Origin of the sequence: Bifidobacterium tibiigranuli (assembly GCF_022655035.1) — a bacterium.
Taxonomy (GTDB): domain Bacteria; phylum Actinomycetota; class Actinomycetes; order Actinomycetales; family Bifidobacteriaceae; genus Bifidobacterium; species Bifidobacterium tibiigranuli_A.
Genome location: NZ_JALCUA010000001.1, coordinates 145,906 through 167,385, shown reverse-complemented (window position 1 = coordinate 167,385; position 21,480 = coordinate 145,906). Strand labels below are relative to the sequence as shown.

The window sequence follows — 21,480 nt, the reverse complement described above, 5'->3', positions numbered from 1 at the left end:
ATCATCGCCCGCAATGCAAGAGGGCGATGCGCCGTCCATCACGGACCCGATTTTCAACAGACTGCTCAGAGAACGCATTATCTGGCTTGGTGACGAGGTCAAGGATGAGAACGCGAACGTCATCTGCGCGCAGATGCTCATGCTCGCCGCCGAGGACCCCAAGCGGGATATCTGGCTGTACATCAACTCGCCTGGCGGCTCCATCACCGCAGGCATGGCCGTCTACGACACCATGCAGCTCATAGCGCCGGATGTGGCGACCGTAGGCTTGGGCATGTGCGCCTCGATGGGGCAGTTCCTCCTGAGCTCCGGCACCAAAGGCAAGCGCTTCCTCACATCGCATGCGCGCGTGCTCATGCACCAGCCTTCGGGCGGCATTGGCGGCACCGCTACCGATGTGCGCATCAACGCCGAGCTCATCATGGATATGAAGAAGACCATGGCCGAGCTCACCGCGGAGCAGACCGGGCATACAATCGAGGAGATCTACCGCGACAACGAGTACGACCACTGGTTCACCGCGCAGGAAGCGCTGGAATATGGCTTCATCGACAAGCTGGTGACCACGTCGGAGACCATGAGCGCCGACAAGTCCGGCAAGGAAGGGGAGTGACATGGCTTCACAGGAGGCACAATTCATATCCCGCGCCGAGCGTTTGGCCGGGCCGCGTGGAATAAGCGGATTGCAGGCGCAGGATCGCTACATCCTGCCGCAGTTCAGCGAGAAGACGCCGTACGGCATGAAGACGCAGGACCCGTACACCAAGCTGTTCGAAGATCGCATCATCTTCATGGGCGTGCAGGTGGACGACACCTCATGCGACGACATCATGGCGCAGCTGCTCGTGCTGGAAAGCCAGGATCCGAACCGCGACGTGATGATGTACATCAACTCGCCCGGCGGCTCCATGACTGCGATGACTGCGATTTACGACACCATGCAATACATTCAGCCCGACGTGCAGACCGTGTGCCTGGGGCAGGCCGCCTCCGCAGCCGCCATCCTGCTCGCGGCCGGCACCAAGGGCAAGCGGCTCATCCTGCCCAACGCCCGTGTGCTGATCCATCAGCCGGCCATCGATCAGGGCTTCGGCAAGGCCACCGAGATCGAGATTCAGGCCAAGGAGATGCTGCGCATGCGCGAATGGCTGGAAGACACGCTTGCCAAGCACACCGGCCAGGAGGTCGAGAAGATCCGCCGAGACATCGAAGTGGACACCTTCCTCACGGCTCCGGAAGCCAAGGAATATGGGATCGTCGACGAAGTGCTTGCTTCGCGCAAGCAGTAGGTAGCGCAAGCAGTAGTTCGGGGAGAGCGGGCGCGGCAGGGTTTCGGCGCGTATCATCGCCTAGCAATCCGCCACTCCGCCCAGTATCCCAGCAATCTCCACAATCCGATACCCCCGACAGGCTGCTGCCGGGGGTATCGTCGTAAGTGGCTCTCTGCCGTGTGATGCAGATGTGCGTATGCGATATGTGATGTGGTACGTCATGCGCATGACGCAGGCGGACGGGCGAATGCGACCGAGGGAATAAGGTTCAAGGAGCGACGTATGGGACGCGTGATCAGCTACAACGAGGATGCGCCTCGCTGCACCTTCTGCGGCAAGACGGAACGCCAGGTGCGCAAGCTCGTGACCGGCCCCAGCGCGGCCATCTGCGACGAGTGCATCGCGCTGTGTGTCGACATCATCTCTGAGGAGCGACAGCGCGACGCCGATGTCAGCGTGCTGAAACTGCCCAAGCCCGCGCAGATCTACGATTATCTCGATACATACGTCATCGGGCAGGCTGCGGCCAAGCGCACGCTATCGGTCGCGGTCTACAATCATTACAAGCGCGTCAACATGGAGCTACGCGAAGCCGCGAACCAGCTCTCCGATCGCAATGCACGCTCGAATGCGGATGCCATCGATCCGCTGCGCGACGTCAAGGTGGCGAAATCCAACATCCTGCTTATGGGACCCACAGGCGTAGGCAAGACCTACTTGGCGCAGACTTTGGCGCGCGTGATGAACGTGCCCTTCGTCATCACCGATGCCACGACGCTGACCGAGGCTGGCTACGTCGGCGATGACGTCGAAACGGTGCTGCAGCGGCTTTTGCAGGCGGCCGACGGCGACGTGGACCGCGCGCAGCATGGCATCGTATACATTGACGAAATCGACAAGATCGCGCGCAAAAGCGGCGAGAACACCTCAATTACTCGCGATGTGAGCGGCGAAGGCGTGCAGCAGGCGCTCTTGAAAATCCTCGAAGGCACCATCGCTTCGGTGCCGTTGGAGGGCACGCGCAAGCACCGCGATCAGGACACGGTGCAGCTAGACACCAGCGGCATATTGTTCATCTGCGGCGGCGCATTCGTCGGACTTGACGACATCGTGGAGCAGCGCCTAGGTACGCACGAAAGCGGCTTCTCCGCCTCGTGGCGTGCGCGCGAAATATCGCGGCGCGAGCTGCTCGCACAGGCCGGGCCGGACGACCTGTCCGAATTCGGACTATTGCCTGAGTTCATCGGGCGCCTGCCCGTAGTCAGTGTGCTGGAAGAGCTGACCGAGCAGGATCTTGAGGATATCCTCGTCAAGCCGGCCAACGCCCTGACCAAGCAGTACCGCAAGCTCTTCGCGCAGGACTCGGTGGACTTGGCGTTCACCGACGAGGCGATCACAGCCATCGCTCAGACGGCGATGAGTCAGGGGACTGGCGCGCGCGGGCTGCGCTCGATTATCGAGAAGACCCTCGAATCCACGATGTTCCGCCTGCCCCAGCTGGACGACGTCGAGCAAGCCATCGTCGACGCTGCTTCGGTCAAAGGCGTAAGCGAACCCAAGCTCGTGGCCGCCTCCCGGCGTCGCGCGGCGTAAGAACGCTATCGCTACTGCGCACTACGCGCTGCTCCTGTTGCGTAGTGCGCACGAATCGCACATATCTAGTGACGCAGACCTTTCCACGAGCCTTGCGATTGCGCCATTTTGGGCAGAACCGCCAGAGTCTATAATGTTCGTTTCGTGCGCACTACGCGAATCGCGACTTGCGTAGTGCGCATCCCACCATCAATCTGAAAGACAACGATAATGACAGGCTTGGCATGAAACATGTGATAGTAGGGGTGCTGGCGCATGTCGATGCTGGCAAGACCACGCTGTGCGAGGGATTGCTGTATCGCTCCGGCCAGCTGCGCTCGCTGGGACGAGTCGATCACGGCGACGCCTTCCTCGACACCGATGCGATGGAGAAGCGCCGCGGTATCACGATCTTCTCGAAGCAGGCCATTATCCAGCATGATGATGTTGCAATAACCGTGCTGGACACGCCCGGGCATGTCGATTTCTCCGCCGAAATGGAGCGCACGCTTGGCGTGCTGGACTACGCGATTCTCGTCGTCAGCGCCACCGATGGTGTGCAGGGTTATACGCAGACCTTATGGCGGCTTTTGGAACGCTACCAGGTGCCGACTTTTATCTTCGTCAACAAGATGGATGCTGCGGGCGCTGACCGTGCCGCCATGCTTGCCCAGCTCAGACGGCATTGCAGCGATGGCTGCATGGCCTTCGATGATTCGGACGAACTCGCCGCACAATACGAGGACATCGCCACACTTGACGAGCATGCGATGGACGAGTACTTGGACCGCGAGACGCTGAACGACGCCACGGTGCAATCGCTGATCGCACGTCGGCTGCTGGTTCCGTGCTATTTCGGCTCGGCCCTGCAACTCGACGGCATTGATACGCTGCTCAATGGGCTGCAGCGCTACACGTGGCAGCCTGATTATCCGCAGGATTTCGGTGCCAAAGTCTATAAGATATCGCATGACAGCCAAGGCAACCGGCTCACCTGGCTCAAGGTGACCGGGGGAGTGCTGCCGGTGAAGACGACGCTGACGAACGCTCGCACGTCTCCCGAAGCTACTGCCAAGCGCATGAATCAGACGCCTGAAGCCGAGCCGTGGCATGAGAAGGCCGACCAGATACGCATGTATTCCGGTGCCAAATTTGAGCTGAGCGACGTGGCGCAAGCTGGCTCGATATGCGCGGTCACCGGGCTGACGCAGACCTTCTCTGGCGAAGGCCTGGGCTGCGAACCGGACGCTGAAGCTCCCGTGCTCGAACCCGTGCTGACGTACACCGTGATTCCCGGCGAAACGGATACGCATAAGGCGCTCGTCGCCCTGCGCACGCTCGAAGACGAGGACCCGATGCTGCATGTGCGCTGGCAGGAGCGGCTGCAGGAGATTCAGTTGCAGCTCATGGGCACGGTGCAGCTCGAAGTCGTGCAGCAGCTCATGCACGCCCGCTTCGGGCTTGACGTCAGCTTTGGCCCGGGCAGCATTCTCTACCGCGAAACCATCACTCAGCCTGTGGAAGGCGTGGGGCATTTCGAGCCACTGCGCCATTATGCCGAAGTACATTTGCTGCTCGAACCCGCGCCGCGTGGCAGTGGGCTGCAATTCGCCTCTTCATGCAGTGAGGACGTGCTCGACCGCAATTGGCAGCGGCTGATTCTGACCCATCTGCGCGAACGTGAGCATCTGGGCGTGTTGACCGGCTCGCCGATTGCTGACATGCGCATTACGCTCCTGACCGGGCGCGGCCATCTCAAGCACACTGAGGGCGGCGATTTCCGCCAGGCCACCTACCGCGCCGTGCGCCAGGGCCTGATGAAAGCCAACAGCAGACAGCAGTGCCGCTTGCTCGAACCGTGGTATCGTTTCCGGCTCGAATTGCCGCAGGACCTGCTGGGACGCGCGATGGCCGACATCCAGCGCATGAGCGGCAGTTTCGAGGAGCCACAGGCCGATGGCGACTACGCCGTGCTGGAAGGCGAGGCACCGGTCAGCGAGATGCGCGACTACACGGCCCAGTTCAATGCCTACAGTCACGGGCAGGGCAGCATTACCTGCGTATTCGCGGGCTATCGGCCATGTCATAACGAGGCCGAAGTCATCGCGCAAGCGGGCTACGATCCGGAAAGCGACCTCGACAACACGCCGGATTCCGTATTCTGCGCACACGGAGCCGGATATACGGTCAAATGGAACCGGGTTGAGGATTTTATGCATATTGACAGTATGCATGTTGACGGCGGTGCGTATATCGATGGTGCGAATATCAGCAGCGGAATGAATTCGTGAACCTGTGAATGCTGAAGACTTTCGGGCCTGACCTGTCGTGTTACGCCAATGGCGATGTGAGGCATGCGGATTCCCGCAGCTGATCAGTTCGTCGCCTGCCGTCACGTATCATGGTTCTACTGCCCCTTCGACATCGCAAAGGCCCCACCATGACAGGGAACACTCCGGCCATCGGCCTGAACTGGCGACGAAACAGCTACTTGTTCTTGTTCAGCCAGTTCGCTACGGGCATCACCTCCATGATCGTGCAGTACGCGATCATCTGGTATCTCACCCAGAAGTCCGGCTCGGCGACCATCCTGAGCATGGCCACGCTGTTGGCGATGCTGCCGATGATTCTGGTCAGCCCGTTCATCGGCACCTTCATCGACCGCTGGAACAAGAAGGCGCTGCTTATCGTGCCGGACGTCGTGGCGGCGGCCTTCGCCGTGGTGCTCTCGGTGGTCGGCACGCTGAATCACGGCTTCCCGCTGTGGCTCGTATTCGTGTCGCTGCTGGTACGCTCGCTTGCGCAGGCCTTCCAAATGCCCACGATCCAATCGATTCTGCCGACCATCGTGCCGGACGAGGAAATCACCAAGATCAACGGTCAGCTCGGCATGGTGCAATCGGCCACGATGATCGTCTCACCCGCGCTGGGGGCGATGCTGTACGCCTTTATCCCCATCAATATGCTGATTCTGGTGGATGTGCTCGGCGCGGCGCTCGGCATCGGCCTGCTTATGTTCATCGCGATTCCTTCCAACATCGCGCAGGTGGATGAGAAGCCGCAGATAGTCGCCGATGTGGTGTTCGCCTTCAAGCGCATCGGCACGGTGCGTGGCCTGTGGTCGGTGCTGCTCATCAGCTCGTTGTTCACGCTTATGTTCATGCCGGCCGGAAGCCTGTACCCGCTCATGACCCTGGGGTATTTCAAAGGCACCGTATTCCAGGCGGGCATCGTCGAGATGGTCTGGTCGGCCGGCTCGCTGATTGGCGGCGCGCTCATCGGCATATTCGGCGTGTGGAAGGACCGCATGCCGGCCATTATCGCTTCGATAGCCGTGCTTGGCGTGGCATTCGCGGTATGCGGTTTTCTGCCGCCTACTATGGCCGGATTCGTCATGTTCACAGTGCTCAACGCCTTCGCCGGCCTGGCTGTCGCGTTCCCTATGGCGCTGTCGATGGCGATGATTCAGCAGTCCTTCCCTCCACAGGAGCTAGGGCGCGTCTTCGGCGTCACGATGGCCTTCTCGGGGCTTGCCGGCCCGGTCGGGCTGCTGTTCGCAGGCCCGCTGGCGGACGCGGTCGGCGTGCAATGGCTGTTCACGATTTCGGGCATCGGCTCGATTTTCGCGGCCATCCTGATGTTCGCCGTCCCCTCTGCACGGCTGTATGACCGACGTTTGCAGACCCGGTTGCGGCAGGCGCAGGATGCCGAGCCGGTGCCGTCGCAGGTTCAGCAGGTTCAGCAGATTCAGGAAGCCTGATTGGTTGCCGCATGATTTCACTACTTGCACGACTGTGTTGCACGGCTGTGCCGCACAACTGACTGTGCTGCACGACTGTGCCATTCGGCTAGTGGTGAGCGAATCAAGCTTGCGCTTTGCCGCCCGCGTATAGTCGGTATATGAAGCGAATCAGAGAACTCATCGATGCCCTGCTTGGCGTGTGGAACCGTTCGCTGCTTGGCGGCATGATCGGGCGCTACTCCTCGCGCCGGGGCGGGCTGCTCGCCAACGGCTTGGCATACGGGCTGCTGTTCGCGTTCTTTGCCGGCCTGTGGACTCTGTTCAGCCTGCTCGGTCTTGTGGTGTCGGGCAGCAGCGGCTTGCAAGGCAAGGTGATTGCCGTCGTCGGCAATCTGGTGCCCGGGTTGGCGCATACGCTGGAATCGACGAATGCACTCGGCAAGATCTCCGGCACCCTGACTTGGACAGGCCTGGTGACGCTTGCATCATTCTGGTGGAGCATCACCGGGTGGATGGACTCGCTGCGCAGCGCCGTGCATGCCATGTTCGACGGAGAGGATAGCTCCTCAGATGTCATCAGGACGAAGCTGCGCGACAGCCTAGGTATGCTGCTCGTGTTTCTGCTGCTGATCATGTCAACCGTCGCTGGCGCGGTCTCCGGCGGGGTAGTCCGCGCTGGCCTGCAGCTCGTCGGTGCGCCCACGGATTCCTTTGCGAGCTGGCTGCTGCTTGATCTGGTCGGCTTCCTGAGCGGTTTCGTGCTCAATCTCATGCTGTTCGTCGTGCTGATGCGCGTGGTGGCCCACATCAGCCGTGGACGCTTCATCTTGCTGGGCTCTATGGTCGGCGCGCTCGCCTTTTCGGTGATGCAGCTGCTCGGCGGCCGACTCATCGCCGGGGCGGCTACGAATCCGCTGCTGGCACCGTTCGCGGCCATCATCGGCGTGCTGCTCTGGTTCAATCTTATGGCGCAGGTGATCATGTATTGCGCGGCCTTCATTGCTCAGGCCCGTCATCAGTATGGGTTCAAGACGCGCAGCGGCATACGGCTGTTCGCTCGCATCAACGAGGATATGCGTACGATGATCGCAGGAGAGGCCGAGCATATGGCAGCGGCGAAGGATGCGTTTCGGCCGGATAAGTCGGGCGGTGCCGAAGGCCAAGACGCCGCTGAGACTCAGGCGGATGATACGCAAAAGTCCGATTCATAAGTTTGCGACTCACACTTTTCAGACGTGGCTAAAAAAAGTGTGAGCCATAAACGCGATACTTCACCAGCGCACAGAGATGCGCTCGCCGATATGCGAACCGTGCTCGATCTCGTCAACCACGGCGATGGCGTAGTCCGCGTAGCTGATTGCGCTGACGCCGTTCGCATCGGTGCTGTAATCCTCGCCCGCGAGGGCGTACGCGCCAGTGCGCTCGCCGTTGGCCTGGAAATCGGCGGCCGGGCTGATGTAGGTCCAGCGCACGTCGTTGCGCTGCCGCAGTTCATCCAGCGACTTGCCCATAGCGAGCGGCACCGGCTTGATATCCTCGGGGAAGCCGTCGCTGAGCTGCGCGGTGTGCTCGGCATTGGTGTACAGGCTGCCCGCGCCGCCCACGACAAGCAGCCGGACCGGCGAGCCGGACAGGATATCGGCAAGATGGGCGAGCGAGGTGGAGTGCTCGGATAGTTTATTCGGGTCGAACACGCCAAAGGCGTCCACGACCGCGTCGAAGCCGGCAAGATCCTCAGCCTCAAGGTCGAAGAGGTCCTTGACGATGGCTTTGCCGGCGCGTGTGCGATTCTCGCCGCGCACTATGGCAGTGACGTCAAAGCCCCGGTTCAGTGCCTCGTCGACGATGCGGCTTCCGGCGCGCCCATTGGCTCCGATAACAGCGATTGCGGTCATGTCATGCTCCCTTTGTGTGATTGTGTTGTTGGCTCGCGTTGTTGGTTTACACAGCTGAGTAGTTGATTCGTGCAGCAAGTTTGTTGTGATTGGTCGTGTAACGCAGGAACTCAAGCTCTCAAGTCCCTTGTTCATTGCCGCATTATGCCACAGTCAAGCCCGCTGCGTTCGAGTTCACCCCATCCTAGCCCGCATCACATGGGACGTCAGCGTTCGCATAAGTTTTCGGCCATGCGCGAAGGCATGAGCGGCATCCTCAGGAAGGCAGGCGTTGCGTACTCGAGCCTCGCATGATCAGAATCAGCACCACTGCGAACAATGACACTCCCACCCAGCCAAGAATCGAGAGTCGCTCGCCGACGACCAGAACCGCGAGGACGGCGGCTACGGCGGGTTCGAGCAACGTGATGGTGGTGGCGGTGCTGGCTTCCAGCCGGGCAAGCCCATAGCCGAACAGCAGATAGCCGAGGAACATGGGGATGAGCGCCATGTACACAGCCACCAGCAGTGAATTGCGACTCGCCAGAATAGGGCCGCCGGTCAGGACCAGCACCGGCATAAGCAGTACTCCGCCGAGCGCGAATACTGAACCCATCGCGGCCGGACGAGGCAATCCTTGGGTAAGCAGATGCTTGACCGCCCATGAATAGCTGGCGTAGGTCGCTCCTGCGACGAGGGCGAGAAGAATGCCGGGAATGACTGCCGAGCCGGCACCGTGCGCACTGTGCGCATTGTGCGCGCCGCTGGCGAGATCGGAGACGCACAGCAGCACACTTCCTAGGATGCCAAGCGCCGCCGCCAGCATCCAAGTGCTGCTCAGCGGGCGTCGTTCGATGATGCGTTCAAGCATGCCCGAGAATAGGGGAGCGGTCGCCAACGAGATCACCGACCCCACGGCCACGCCGGCGAGCCTCATGGAGCTGTAGAAAGCCAACGGATAGAGGCCGACTGCGAGCGCGCCGAGAACCACCGTCTTCCAGTTGGCACGCAACAGTTCGCGCTGGCTGATAAGGCTGGGGATGGCGATGACGCCCTGAAGCATGCCGCCGATGCCAAGCGCCGCCGCGCCGATGGCGAGAGGGCCGACAGTTGGTGCGAAGCTGGCCGCAGTCCCCGTCGTGCCCCACAGGATTGAAGTAAGCGTCACCGCTGCCGCGCCAAGCATGCCGTCTCTGTTCAAGATTTCCCCCTGCCCTTCGCAGTCGTACGCCCATCTTCCCGCGTGCTGTGTTCCGTGCGTGCGCTTCTGGCGTGTCGCGGGGCTCTTGCCGGGCACTGAACCAGCCGGCTAGAGAGCAGCATATCCAAGTATTTCCAACGATTTTGAGCATCCTATAAATAACGTGTATGCCTCCCAGCTTGCCGCATGCGGCTTATGAGACCTAGCGTTGCTGAAGTCGCGGTCATATCCAGACAGGATTCCGCATGAACAAGTCCCAGGAGGTGCCTATGACGAGGTTCAATACGCAACTGGTCCACGGGCTGCCGGTGCATGACAACACCACCGGCGCCGTGAACCCGCCTATCTACAACTCATCAACCTATGCTTTCGAATCGGTTGACGCCATGCCCCGCTGGGACTACGCCCGCAGCGGCAATCCGACCCGTGATTTTCTCGAAGGCCAGATCGCGCAGCTTGAGCACGGGGTGCGCGGCTTCGCCTTCGCCTCCGGGCTGGCGGCGATTCACGCGGTGCTTTCAACTTTTTCGCCGGGGGATCGCATCGTTGTAGGCAAAAACATCTATGGCGGAAGCTACTCGCTGTTCAATGAGTTTTTCAGTCGTTGGGGATTGCGCATCGAGGCAGCTGACACCGCCGATCTTGAGTCGTTGGAGCGGATTATCGCAGGGAATGACAGCGATGGCGGTGATGGCAGTGATGGCGACAAACAAGCCGCGCCGGCGAAGGCCGTGTACTTCGAGACGCTGACCAACCCGCTGCTGCAGGTCAACGACGTGCAGGCTATCGCGCGGATTGCGCAGCGCTACGGCACTCGCGTGATTGTGGACAACACCTTCGTCACGCCGTATTTGCAGCAGCCGCTGGATCTGGGCGCGGATGTCGTGATTCATTCGGCGACCAAGTACCTCGCAGGCCATTCCGATGTGATCGCCGGGCTTGTTGTCGCTCGGGACGAGGACTTCGCGCAGCGCATCTACTTTGCGCAGAACCGCATCGGTGGCGTGCTTGCCCCGGCTGAATGCGACGCGGTGCGTCGCGGCATGCAGACCCTGTCGCTGCGCATGGAGCGTCAGCAGGACAATGCCCTGGCCATCGCGCAGTATCTGCTGGCCCATCCGCTGGTGCGCAAAGTCAACTATCCAGGCCTTCCCAGCAGCGGGGAGAACGCGGCAGCCAAAGGACTGCGCGGCTTCGGCGGCGTGCTCTCCTTCGAGGTGGCGCCGGGCGTCAACCCGTCGACCGTGCTCGACAGCCTGCACGTCTTCCGACTCGCCGTCAGCCTGGGCGCGGTCGAAAGCCTCGCCGAGCTGCCCTGTCGCATGACGCATTTCGAGCTGCCGCGCGAGGAACGCCTCAAAGTCGGCATCACCGACGAGCTGATTCGCCTGTCCGTCGGCATCGAAGATGTCAACGATCTCGTCGAAGACCTAGGGCAGGCCTTGGACAAGGCGTATGAGGAGCTTCCGGCCGAAGAGGTCGAAAGCCAGCTGCGCTCCGGCGCGTTTGCGTAAAGGGGAAAACGCGTAAACAAAGCGTCCAGCCGCTAGCCGTTGTGCGGCAGGACTCATGCAATGCTGAGGCACGGTGGCAGCTGCGGCAGCGAAATGCTGTGCGGCAGTAACCATGAGAACCTGCCGAATCTTCGGGCGTAGGGGGCGCACAAAAATTCGGCAGAGCATCGACGCAGCAACATCACACAATCCAGAGAGAAGAAGGAACAATAATGGCAAAATCCAATACACGCGTAACTGCGCTGCATACATTCAAGCGCAGCGTCAAACCGCTGGCGGTGGTTGCGCTTATGGCGACGATGCTTGCAGGCTGCGGCACGGCTGCAGCCAATAAGAAAGAGCAATCCTCGGGCAATGTGCAGGCCATTTCCAACGAGTTGGTAAAGGCGTCCGATCCTTCGAAGAGCCCGGCTAATGCGAGCAAGCGCACGGATACATTCATTGGCACGATTAAGAATCCTGGCGGGGTGTTCCTGCCGTATTTCTATCGCAATGCCTGGGATTCCAACATCAATGCACCTATTTTCGCGTCACTTGTCGTCTATGACAAAGACAGCAATCCAGTGGGGGATCTGGCGAAATCCTGGGATATTTCCAAGGACAATCTCACCTATACATATCATCTGCGGGACAACGCGAAATTCTCTGACGGGTCTGAGGTGACGGCTGATGATGTCGCGTTCACGCTGACGCTTGAAAACGATCCCGCCTACAACTTCGGCCTCGCTGACTTCACCGATATCGGGATCAAGGGCGCTGAGGACTATAAGGCAGGCAAGGCCGATTCCATCTCGGGCATCAAGGTCATCGATAGCAAGACTATTTCCATCACCACTGAGAAGGTCAACCCGATAGCGCTGACCACTCTAGGCAGTTACGTGCTGCCCAAAGCGTATTACGGCAAGGATTATCGCCGTGGGCATCTTGATTATCTGCAGCAACTGTACGACAAGCCGCTTGGCGCGGGTCCGTACGTGCTTGACAAGTACATCCCTGGCCAGGAAGTGCGTTATACGGCCAATGCGAACTACTATGGCGGCAAGCCGAAGATCGAGCATCTGATTCTCAAAGTCGTGACCGATGATACCGCTTTGCAGTCTTATCAGAATGGCGATACCGACGCCGATGTGTTCAATCCGGATCCAGACGTGCTCTCGCAGCTCAAGGATTTCGGCTGGTCGAACGTCAATATCCGCACTAATTCGTACTTCTCCTATTCCATGTTCAATACGAAGAAGCCATACCTCACCAAGGCCGTTCGCCAGGCGCTGTACTACGGTCTTGATCGCAAGCAGATAGTAGCTGCCTGGTACAAGGGGTATGGGCAAGTCGCCAATGCGTATGTCCCGCCAACGAACTGGGCATACAGCACGCAGGGTGTGAACGAGTATTCATACAATCCCGACAAGGCGAACAAGCTGCTTGACGATGCGGGCTGGAAGAAGGGCAGCGATGGCATACGAGAGAAGGATGGCAAGAAGCTCACGCTGACGTATGTCACCAAGGACCAGACCGACCCGATCATTAGTATCGGCAAGGAGCAATACAAGCAGATCGGTATCGATCTGCAGGCCGAGGTCACCGATCAGAACACCGAAACGACCCGAGAACAGGATGGCGATTACGATATGATCACGTTCCGCACCCCGGTGATCAATGATCCCAACGAAGCTGTCAAGGCTTTCGGCACGACTGATCCGGCCATCAATTTCTCTGGCTATGACAATGCCAAGGTTCGCTCGCTGATCAAGCAGGGAATTTCCCTGTCTGATCGGGCGCAGCGCAAACCGGTCTATCAGAATCTCTACCAAGAGCTGAGCAATGATCCGCCATACCTCCTCATCGGCTATGTTAAGGGCTTCAACGCGTGGAATGCACGCATTCAGGGAGGCGAGAACTTCTTCCGCGGCACCGGAGACAGCGCTATACAGATGGCCAAGCTCTCGATCAAGAAATAACAACGATTTCGTATCGGATATGAGCATAAATGATGGTCTGCGTGTCAGGTTGCCTCGGCGCGCAGACCATCGCGGGGTTCGGTGAAAGCCGATCCGCAGTGTCTGTGAATCCGATGCGTGTCCGATAAGGCTGTGCATTGCCATGTTGCGATATACATTACGTCGTTTTCTCCTGATGATCGTCACGCTGCTGGGCGTTTCGATTCTGGTGTTCGCGCTGTTCGCCATGATGCCGGGCGACTTCTTCTCCGGAGACACCAAGCTCACTCCTATGCGACTTGAACAGCTGCGCGAGTCATATGGGCTCAACAAGCCCGTCATGACGAGGTACTTCCTGTGGCTCGGGCAGCTATTGCACGGGGACTGGGGATTTTCCCTGCAGTACAATCAGCCCGTGTCCAAGGTCATCGGCACCTATATCTGGAACTCCTTCATCATCTCGTTCGGAGCGTTCCTGATCGCGTGGATCGCGGCCATTCTCGCCAGCATATATTCCGCACGACATCAGTATTCACCATTCGATCGCACGCTGACCTTCGTTGTGTTCGCGCTGATGTCATTGCCTTCGTTCTTCATCGGTCTGGTACTGATCAAGGTCTTCGCCATCAATCTCGGCATTATGCCGGTTGGCGGCCTGATTGACACCGGCTCGAACTACACGGGAGCGCAGTACTGGTTCGATGTGATCCACCATGCCATTCTGCCGATGATGGTCATCGTATTCGTCAATTTCGGTCCGTTGACGCGCTATTTCCGTGTCAGTATGATCGACACCTTGGGCATGGATTTCATTCGCACCGCGCGAGCCAAGGGGTTGCCCGAATCGAGCGTGGTCTACAAGCATGCATTGAAGAACGCCATGCTGCCGGCCATCACGCTTCTGGGATTCCGGCTTCCGGCGCTCTTCTCCGGAGCCATCATCACTGAACAGATATTCAGTTGGCCGGGCATAGGACGCATACAGTATGAATCGGTGACGACCAGGGACTATTCCCTGCTCATGGCGATCACTCTGCTGCTAGCCGTGCTGACGGTTGTTGGAAACTTCATTGCGGACGTGCTGTACACCATGGCCGATCCGCGTGTTCGCCTGACTCGATCGAAGGCATGATCATATGCATATGAAACTGAGACTTCCCACGCGCAAGGCCAAAATTCAGCGCGATGAGCGCCTCTTCGCATCCCTCGCGTCACGGCAGGGCGGTTCGCTCTGGCGCGACGCGATGCATTCCTTCATCCGCAGGAAAACGGCGGTCGCCGCCCTTGCGATTCTGGTCTTCATCGTGCTGCTGAGCTACGTCGGGCCGCTGCTTTCCCCGTATGGCTTCGAGGACTATGACGTGATGAACATCAAAGCTGCTCCGTCGCTCAGCCATCTGCTGGGCACTGATAGCTACGGGCGCGACGTCCTGACCCGCGTCATGTACGCAGGCCGCATCTCCATCGCCATCGGACTGATTTCCATGGTCGTTTCTGTGCTGTTCGGCGCAGTGCTTGGCGTCCTGTCGGGATACTTCGGCGGCTGGGTGGACGGAGTCATCATGCGGGTGGCCGATATCGTCATGTCGGTGCCGAGCATGCCGCTGATGTTCATTATCGCGGCGCTCCTGAGCGCATTCAAGGTTTCGAGCGACGCCAAGGTCTATTTTGTTATCATCATGCTTGGGTTCGTCGGCTGGCCGAGCATCGCCCGCATGATTCGAGGGCAGGTGCTGTCCATTCGTGAACGCATGTATATACGCGCCACCGACGTGCTCGGCTTGGGCTTGGGGTCCAAGCTCTTCCGGCATATTCTGCCTAATGCATACCCCATACTCATCGTCGAGGCCACGCTCGCCACTGCGAACGGCATCATGAACGAATCGGCGCTGAGCTTTCTTGGACTGGGTGTAACGCAGCCTACGCCCTCGTGGGGCAACATGATTTCCGCCGCCAATAATCTCATCGATTTTCAGATGCATTGGTGGCTGTGGGTGTCTCCGGGCCTCGCCGTGTTCATTACGGTAATCGCCATCAACACCATTGGCGACCGCTTGCGCGACGCCTTTGACCCTAAGCAATACACGTGAATGGCATAACGAAATCGGATTCGATGAGACATGGATTCTGTAAGGAACAATCGCATGAGTGAACGCACATCCCGCGTGGATCAAGGGCAACCCGAAGCAACAACAACGCCTGCCCAGCCTGCCCAGCCTGTTGGAGAGCAGATCGGTGAGGTTGTGCATGATGATGCTGTAATCAGTGCCCAGCACATATCAACGCACTTTTTCATGAATGACGACTCCGTGCGCAAGGCGGTGGACGATGTGAGCTTCGAGGTGCGACAGGGACGGGTCTGCTGCCTGATCGGCGAATCGGGAAGCGGTAAAAGCGCTACTGCGATGTCGCTGATCAATCTGGTGGACCACCCCGGTCGTGTCGTCCAGGGCAGCGTCATATTCAACGGACAGGATCTTCTCTCGTTGGACGCCAAGCAACTCAGAAAGGTGCGAGGCGCGCAGATCGGCATGATCTTTCAGGAGCCAATGCACTCGCTCGACCCGGTTTTCACCATCGGCGAGCAATTGATCGAGACGATTCTCGCCCATGGCGATACCTCACGTCACGAAGCTCAGCAGGCTGCTCTTTCCTGGCTCGAACGTGTCGAGCTCGCCGATCCGGAAGCGATTATGACGGCGTATCCCTATGAGCTCAGTGGCGGCATGCTGCAACGGGTGATGATTGCCATTGCGCTGTCATGCGGGCCGCAGCTGTTGATTGCCGATGAGCCGACCACAGCCCTTGATGTCACAGTGCAGGCGCAGATCCTGCGTTTGCTGATCAAGCTCAAGAATGAGGTCGGCCTTTCGATTCTGCTCATTACGCACGATTTAGGCGTCGTAGCGGAAACCGCTGATGATGTGCTGGTCATGTATCGCGGTCATATTGTGGAACGTGGTCTGGTCGAGGATATCTTCGATCGCCCGCAGCACCCGTACACCAAGGCACTGCTGATGACCCGCCCTATCATTGGGCAGCGTCTTGATCGGCTGCCGACAGTGCAGGACGTCATGGGCAAGGTGCGGGGAGAGGGCACCGAGTTGCAGGTGCCGAATCGCCAGGCTTCGGATATTGCGGCTGTTGCGGATATTGCAGCGCCTAGCGGCGTACATGAAAAATCTTCGGACGGCAACACGCAGCACAATGACGCTTCACAAGCTGGTTCGGATTGCATCCTTCGCGTGCGTCACCTGAGCAAGTACTTCGAGCGGGCGGGCGGAATCGGTCATGCCGGCAGCGAAAAGAAAGCGGTCGACGATGTGAGCTTTGACGTGCCTCGGGGCGAAACCGTCGGCTTGGTCGGAGAATCCGGTTCCGGCAAAACCACTACCGGGCAGACGGTGCTGCGGCTGCTGCCCAAAACATCTGGCGAAGTCGAATTCGACGGCACGGATGTATATGCGTTGAACAAGACGAGACTTGCGCGGCTGCGCCCTCGCATGCAGTATGTGTTCCAAGATCCATACAGCGCGCTCAATCCCCGGCTCAAAGTCGGCATGGCCGTAGGCGAGGCACTGCTGCGGCACAAGCTTGCATCCAAAAAGAATGTAATGGATCAGGTTGTGGCGACTTTGGAGCTGTGCGGCATGGATTCCTCCTGCGTCAACCGCTATCCACATGAGTTTTCCGGCGGCCAGCGCCAACGCATCGTGATAGCGCGCGCCATGGCATTGCACCCGCAGCTCGTTGTGGCCGATGAGCCGGTTTCGGCTTTGGACGTCTCGATTCAGGCTGAGATCATCAACTTGTTTGCGGATTTGCAACGCAAGAGCAACGTATCCTTCCTGTTCATTTCGCATGACCTCAGCGTGGTGGAGCACATCTGTTCATCGATTCTGGTGATGCATAACGGCAAAATCGTTGAATCCGGGTCGGCGGATACGGTGTTCAACCATCCGAAAGACCCTTATACCAAGCAGCTGCTCAGCTCCATTCCGGCAAGCCATCCGCGATATCGCACGCTCCGGTAGCGGGCGTATGAAAGTCGACTATGCATATTGCTGTTCGTGGCTATGCATGGCGCTTTTCATGCGATATAGATTTTCTGTATGTGTTCTCGGCGCGGGAGCGTCGCGTATGTGCTTGGGTTGAGAAAAAGAATCACGATAATCGAAGGGAATAATCATATGCCTCAGCGCGATCTGCAGCAGGAACTGGAAACGTATGCGAAATGGTTCCATCAGCATCCTGAACCCTCGTATCGGGAGTTCGAGACCACCAAGCGGATACGGCAGATATTCGATGAGCACGGCATCGAGATCTTGGATTCCGGACTGAAAACCGGTCTGGTTGCTGTGATTCACGGCGAAGGAACGGGTGCTGGGGAGGGGCATGTCGTGGCCGTGCGCGGCGACATCGACGCCCTGCCGATCACCGAGCAAACCGGCTTGCCATACGCTTCGTTCAATGAAGGCTATCTGCACGGATGCGGACACGACTACAACATGACGACCGCAATCGGCGCGGCGCTCATCATCAACGAGCGGCGCAAGGACTTCGCGGGCACTATCAAGGTGATTCTGCAGCCGGCCGAGGAGGTCGCGGCCGATAAGGATACGCCCACCGGCTCCGTCGCCGTGCTCAACACCGGCGTGCTCGCTGATGTTGAGGCGTTCTACGGTACGCATGACACCAACGAGGCTGAGCCGGGAACCGTCATCATCGGCTCGGGGCCGGACAGCGGCGCGGTCGACAAGTTCCACGTCACCGTGCACGGTCGAGGCACGCATGCCGCGCATCCACAGGGTGGTCTCAACCCGATTCGCCCGGCCGTCGCCATCATCGAAGGCATTCAGTCCATCGCCGGGCAGGATGTGGATCCGGCGCATCCGCGTGTAGTCACCGTCACTCACGTCGAGGCGGGAAGCACATGGAACGTCGTTCCGGCGCAGGCTTTCCTCGAAGGCACTGCACGCACTGCGTTCCCCGAAGACCGGACAGTAATCCACGACCGGCTGCAGGCAGTAGTCGATGGCGTCGCCGCCGCGTACGGCGTCACAGCTGATTTCGAGTGGGAATACGGTTCGCCGTCGGTGATGAACGACCCGCACTGGTCGGCGCTCGCCGCATCGACCGCGACCGATGTAGGCTTCACGGTTGCCGCCCCGCATCCTTCCCTAGGCGGCGAGGATTTCTCGTACTACCTGCAGCAGGCACCCGGCGCATTCATTCACATCGGCGTCGGCAACGCCGACCGCCCCATGCACGGCCCGACCTTCTTCCCCAAGCTCGATGCGCTGGCGAGCGGCGCGGATCTGCTGGCCACGGTGGCGTTGCGCACGTTGAAAGAGCTGTAGAGCAGAGTGTTGTGAACGAACGCAAGAGGGCCGGAGCGATTCCCATTCATTGAGAATTGCCCCGGCCCTCTTGGCACCGTAGGAGTTAGCTACCCTACCGCTCAGCGACATGGCGCGAGCGCCGCGCGTACCAATTGCCGAAGGACTGCACGGCCTGCACGACGATGACCAGAATGACCACCGTGATGAAGATGACAATCGTATCGAACTGCTGATAGCCATAGGAGATCGCGAGATCGCCCACGCCGCCGCCACCGATGGTGCCAGCCATTGCGGTCGCGCCAATCAGTCCGATTGTGGCGGTCGTCAGTGCCAGCACGATGGAGCCCTTGGCTTCGGGCAGGATGAAATAGCGAATCGTCTGCAGCGTGGAAGCGCCCATGGCGGCTGCCGACTCGTAGATGCCGGAATCGACTTCCAGGATCGCGCTTTCGATAAGCCTGCCGATGTACGGCGCGACATAGACGACCAGCGGCACGAGCGCTGCATTGGTGCCGATTGAGGTATGTACGATCAGACGCGTGAACGGCATAATCGCCACCATCAGGATGATGAACGGCACCGAGCGGATGATGTTCACCACGGCATTGAGCACCGCGTAGACCGGGCGGTTGCGGGTCAGCCCTGCTGGTCGCGTAAAAGCCAGCGCCACGCCGAGCGGAATGCCGATCAGTGCGCCGATGCCCAGCGCGATGCCGACCATGTACAGCGTCTCGCGGAAGGCGGTCACATACTGGTCGAAAGTGACCGTGCTATCGAGAAAGTTACTCATGAAGCACCTCGAATTCCAAATCGTCGGTGGCGAGTTCGCCGAGCTTCGGCCCCAGGGTCGCACCATCAGCGCCTTGCAATGAGATGACAAGCTGGCCGATGGAGACATCGCGCAGCGCATTCTCATTGGCATGCAGCAGTGCGACTTCATGCGCGCCAGTGCTCGATTGCAAAGCCGCAAGCACATGCTTGGCGGCGTCGTCACGGTAGCGAATCAGCACGGTTGTGCCTTCCTCGCCTTGGGCGATGCGGGCGGCGAGCGCTTCGGGAAGCTGGCGCGGCACCACGGTCTCCACGAACTGCCGGGTCAGCGGGTTGCTGGGATGCGAGAAGACCTGGCTGACCGCGCCCCGCTCCACGACATCACCGTGATCGAGCACGGCGACCTGCTGGCAGGAGCGCGCAATCACGCTCATCTGATGCGTAATGAGCAGCACGCTGATGCCGTATTGGCTGTTGATATCGTTGAGCAGATCGAGAATCTGCCGCGTGGTCACCGGGTCGAGTGCACTGGTCGCCTCGTCGGAGAGCAGAATCGCGGGATTGGTGACCAGCGCCCGAGCGATGCCCACGCGCTGGCACTGCCCGCCGGAAAGCTGCGAGGGATACGACTGCGCATGCTCGCTCAGCCCGACCATGCGCAGGGATTCCTGCACGCGCTGCCCGATGGTGTCCTTCGCGGTGTGCGCGAGCAGCAGCGGAATTGCCACATTCTCGGCGACCGTTTTCGATTGCAGCAGATTGTAGTGCTGGAAGATCATGCCGATTTCGCGTCGCAGCGAGGAAAGCTCCGTTTTCGTGATGGCTGCGGGATTCTTGCCCAGCGCGGTAACCGTGCCGCTGGTCGGGCGTTCCAGCCCATTCACCGTACGAATCAGCGTGCTTTTGCCTGCACCTGAGGAGCCGATGACGCCGAAGAACGAGTGCGCCGGTACATCGAAGGATACGTCGTGGAGCGCATGCTGATCCTGTCCGTCCGCATGATAGGTCTTCGAGACGTGCTCGAAGCGCACGACCGGGTCTTCCAGCTCGCTCACTGCTTCAGGCTTTCGGGGACGAACCAGTAGTTGTTGGTGTTGTTCTTGCCAAGATAGTCAAGGAATTCCTTGGACTTGTAAGCCTTGACGACATCCTTGGCCCAAGTGGCATCCTTGTTGGCCTTTTTGACCGTGACCTGCAGCAGATACTCGTCTTTCAGCTTCTCCTGAGCCAGCTGCAGCTTCGGATCGACCTTCGAGCTATAGGAGACGCTGCCAGGAATCACCGCGTAATCGAGATCGCCCAGCGAGCGCGGAATCGTGGCCGAATCCATCGGCTTGATCTGCAGGTTCTTCGGGTTCGTCGCGATGTCGTTGGGCGTGACCGTCACCGGGTCCGCGTCGGGCTTCAACGTGATCCAGCCGATCTTTTCGAGCAAGCGTAGCCCGCGCGATTCGTTCGAGGGATCCTGCGAGATGGCGACCAGATCGCCGCTAGCCACATCCTTGAGTGACTTGTGGCGCTGCGAATACAGGCCGGCCGGCACAGTCGGAATCGCCTGCAGCGGCACCAGATCGCCGCCCTTGTTCTTGTTGAAGGCGTTGATATAAGCCGTGTGCTGGTCCACATTGAGGTCGACGCTGCCTTCGTTCAAGGCGACGTCAGCGGTCTGCAGGTCGCTGAAGCTCGTGTATTTGATCGTATAGCCCTCTTTTTGCAGAACCGGAGCGGCACCCTTCTTGAACAATTCGCTGTACGGCCCCGGCGAGGTGCCCACCCTGATGGACTTCGTGTTGGAGGATGTCGAGCTTGGCGCTGAACCGCATCCGGCGACGAGTGCGACCGAGAGAACGATCGCCGCTGCGCCTGCGGCCTTTCGTAGCATGGAATTCATAGTGTCTCCTCGTGGTGTCTTTCTGTGCAGAGGGATCTGCCTTTCTGCACGGTGATGAACTTATATGGTAGAAAACTGCCCTGCACGACGCATCGGCAGGCCTATACATAGAAGTTAGAACCGCTGCGAGACTACGCTATTTGCTTGAGGTTGTGAACCGCATATAAGTTTTTGATATAGGGCGCTGCGTGGCTGCAGCCTTCGAAGACGTTAGCTTCGTAGTGATACGTATGCTATGAAGTCATATGGATGCAATGTGCGGGCATTATGGTGCGAATGTGCTGCATGCCTATGTAGCTATGTAGCGTGCTGCTGTAGCGCGAGGCCTCAGATGCTGGTTGCCTAGTCGCCAGTTGCTAAGCGTC

Annotated in this window: 17 protein-coding genes; 12 read left to right on the top strand and 5 right to left on the bottom strand. The window is 59.3% G+C overall.

Translation table 11 applies throughout. The features are described 5' to 3' along the window. Positions 1-13 precede the first annotated feature (13 nt). The 6 genes from LKK40_RS00735 to LKK40_RS00710 all read left to right on the top strand — a co-directional run bounded on the left by LKK40_RS00735 (position 14) and on the right by LKK40_RS00710 (position 7,796). Positions 14-613 carry an ATP-dependent Clp protease proteolytic subunit gene (locus tag LKK40_RS00735; protein ID WP_162000745.1) on the top strand — a complete coding sequence of 200 codons (600 nt, stop codon included), beginning with the start codon at positions 14-16 and terminating at the stop codon, positions 611-613. 1 nt (position 614) lies between these two features. Then, a complete protein-coding gene (locus tag LKK40_RS00730) occupies positions 615-1,289 on the top strand; it encodes an ATP-dependent Clp protease proteolytic subunit (protein ID WP_152580879.1) in 675 nt (224 codons plus the stop codon). A gap of 264 nt (positions 1,290-1,553) precedes the next feature. Continuing rightward, a complete protein-coding gene (gene clpX, locus LKK40_RS00725; RefSeq protein WP_304308352.1) occupies positions 1,554-2,864 on the top strand; it encodes an ATP-dependent Clp protease ATP-binding subunit ClpX in 1,311 nt (436 codons plus the stop codon). Between the two features lie 224 nt (positions 2,865-3,088). After that, the gene (locus LKK40_RS00720; RefSeq protein WP_304308350.1) at positions 3,089-5,134 is read left to right on the top strand and encodes an elongation factor G; all 2,046 of its coding nucleotides are present in this window, start codon (positions 3,089-3,091) and stop codon (positions 5,132-5,134) included. A 149-nt stretch (positions 5,135-5,283) separates the two neighbouring features. Then, positions 5,284-6,603: an MFS transporter gene (locus tag LKK40_RS00715; protein WP_304308349.1), complete on the top strand. Its 1,320-nt coding sequence runs from the start codon at positions 5,284-5,286 to the stop codon at positions 6,601-6,603. 140 nt (positions 6,604-6,743) lie between these two features. Further along, a complete protein-coding gene (locus LKK40_RS00710) occupies positions 6,744-7,796 on the top strand; it encodes a YihY/virulence factor BrkB family protein (RefSeq protein ID WP_304308347.1) in 1,053 nt (350 codons plus the stop codon). Positions 7,797-7,856: 60 nt separating this feature from the next. Here LKK40_RS00710 and LKK40_RS00705 read toward each other — a convergent pair whose 3' ends face one another. Beyond that, on the bottom strand, positions 7,857-8,480 hold the full coding sequence (locus tag LKK40_RS00705; RefSeq protein WP_304308345.1) for an NAD(P)-dependent oxidoreductase: 624 nt from the start codon (positions 8,478-8,480) through the stop codon (positions 7,857-7,859). 256 nt (positions 8,481-8,736) lie between these two features. Beyond that, the gene (locus tag LKK40_RS00700; protein WP_304308344.1) at positions 8,737-9,660 is read right to left on the bottom strand and encodes a DMT family transporter; all 924 of its coding nucleotides are present in this window, start codon (positions 9,658-9,660) and stop codon (positions 8,737-8,739) included. Between the two features lie 269 nt (positions 9,661-9,929). On the opposite strand from LKK40_RS00700, the gene LKK40_RS00695 reads away from it, so the two are divergent. From LKK40_RS00695 to LKK40_RS00670, 6 genes are all read left to right on the top strand, one after another. Further along, entirely contained in the window at positions 9,930-11,174 is a 1,245-nt protein-coding gene (locus LKK40_RS00695) for a trans-sulfuration enzyme family protein (protein WP_304308343.1), read from the top strand. Between the two features lie 212 nt (positions 11,175-11,386). Beyond that, entirely contained in the window at positions 11,387-13,132 is a 1,746-nt protein-coding gene (locus LKK40_RS00690) for an ABC transporter substrate-binding protein (protein ID WP_304308342.1), read from the top strand. A gap of 142 nt (positions 13,133-13,274) precedes the next feature. Beyond that, positions 13,275-14,243: an ABC transporter permease gene (locus LKK40_RS00685; RefSeq protein WP_304308341.1), complete on the top strand. Its 969-nt coding sequence runs from the start codon at positions 13,275-13,277 to the stop codon at positions 14,241-14,243. A 10-nt stretch (positions 14,244-14,253) separates the two neighbouring features. Further along, positions 14,254-15,201 carry an ABC transporter permease gene (locus LKK40_RS00680; RefSeq protein ID WP_304308340.1) on the top strand — a complete coding sequence of 316 codons (948 nt, stop codon included), beginning with the start codon at positions 14,254-14,256 and terminating at the stop codon, positions 15,199-15,201. 153 nt (positions 15,202-15,354) lie between these two features. Next, the gene (locus LKK40_RS00675; protein ID WP_304308921.1) at positions 15,355-17,145 is read left to right on the top strand and encodes an ABC transporter ATP-binding protein; all 1,791 of its coding nucleotides are present in this window, start codon (positions 15,355-15,357) and stop codon (positions 17,143-17,145) included. Positions 17,146-17,301: 156 nt separating this feature from the next. After that, positions 17,302-18,471, top strand: a complete 1,170-nt coding sequence (locus tag LKK40_RS00670; RefSeq protein ID WP_304308339.1) for an amidohydrolase — start codon at positions 17,302-17,304, stop codon at positions 18,469-18,471. A 94-nt stretch (positions 18,472-18,565) separates the two neighbouring features. Here LKK40_RS00670 and LKK40_RS00665 read toward each other — a convergent pair whose 3' ends face one another. Genes LKK40_RS00665 through LKK40_RS00655 form a run of 3 tightly spaced genes read right to left on the bottom strand, consistent with a single transcriptional unit; the run spans position 18,566 to position 21,115 of the window. Beyond that, positions 18,566-19,243: a methionine ABC transporter permease gene (locus LKK40_RS00665; RefSeq protein WP_304308338.1), complete on the bottom strand. Its 678-nt coding sequence runs from the start codon at positions 19,241-19,243 to the stop codon at positions 18,566-18,568. Beyond that, a complete protein-coding gene (locus LKK40_RS00660) occupies positions 19,236-20,279 on the bottom strand; it encodes a methionine ABC transporter ATP-binding protein (RefSeq protein WP_304308337.1) in 1,044 nt (347 codons plus the stop codon). The genes LKK40_RS00665 and LKK40_RS00660 overlap by 8 nt, the downstream gene beginning before the upstream one ends. Further along, entirely contained in the window at positions 20,276-21,115 is an 840-nt protein-coding gene (locus LKK40_RS00655; RefSeq protein WP_304308335.1) for a MetQ/NlpA family ABC transporter substrate-binding protein, read from the bottom strand. The genes LKK40_RS00660 and LKK40_RS00655 overlap by 4 nt, the downstream gene beginning before the upstream one ends. Positions 21,116-21,480 lie beyond the last annotated feature (365 nt).